The sequence below is a fragment of the Paenibacillus sp. FSL R5-192 genome (assembly GCF_000517845.1).
In the GTDB taxonomy this organism is placed as follows: Bacteria; Bacillota; Bacilli; order Paenibacillales; family Paenibacillaceae; genus Paenibacillus; species Paenibacillus amylolyticus.
In genome coordinates this window covers 1-424 of the sequence record NZ_ASPR01000069.1, presented here as the reverse complement: position 1 = coordinate 424, position 424 = coordinate 1, and the positions used below count along the sequence as shown (strand labels likewise).

Below are 424 nucleotides of genomic sequence, written 5' to 3'. Positions count from 1 at the left end.
CTTATTAGTCAACTCATCTGATTTCAGCCCGGATTGTTCGATCATCTGACGCTGCTCCTGCATCAGTTTCTGTATTTCAGTTTTGAGTTTCAATTGAAGCTCGTATTCGGCTTTGTACTCTTGGGAGTCTTTCTTCATGTTCTTCTGCCGTGCTTCGGATTGTTTTAAAGACAACTCTTTGTCAGAGATTTTCATATCTTTGATTCCGAGTTTACTCTCAAGTTCTGAAACATCAATATTATAAAGTTCATCACTAATCCGAAGCAGTTCACTATCAGCGGTGTTTTTCGCATCCTTTAATTGCTTCTGTGTAGGTTGTGTTGTACCCGCCTTTTGTGGAGAATAGTCAGCCAATACTTTATCTACATACCCTACATCTCCGTATCCGTCACCAGCATAAACTTTGTCATACTTAGCAGAGTAA

Annotated in this window: 1 protein-coding gene; it reads right to left on the bottom strand. The window is 39.6% G+C overall.

The features are described 5' to 3' along the window. On the bottom strand, positions 1–424 hold a 424-nt coding region (locus C161_RS32660; RefSeq protein WP_036674308.1), incomplete at both ends, for a hypothetical protein.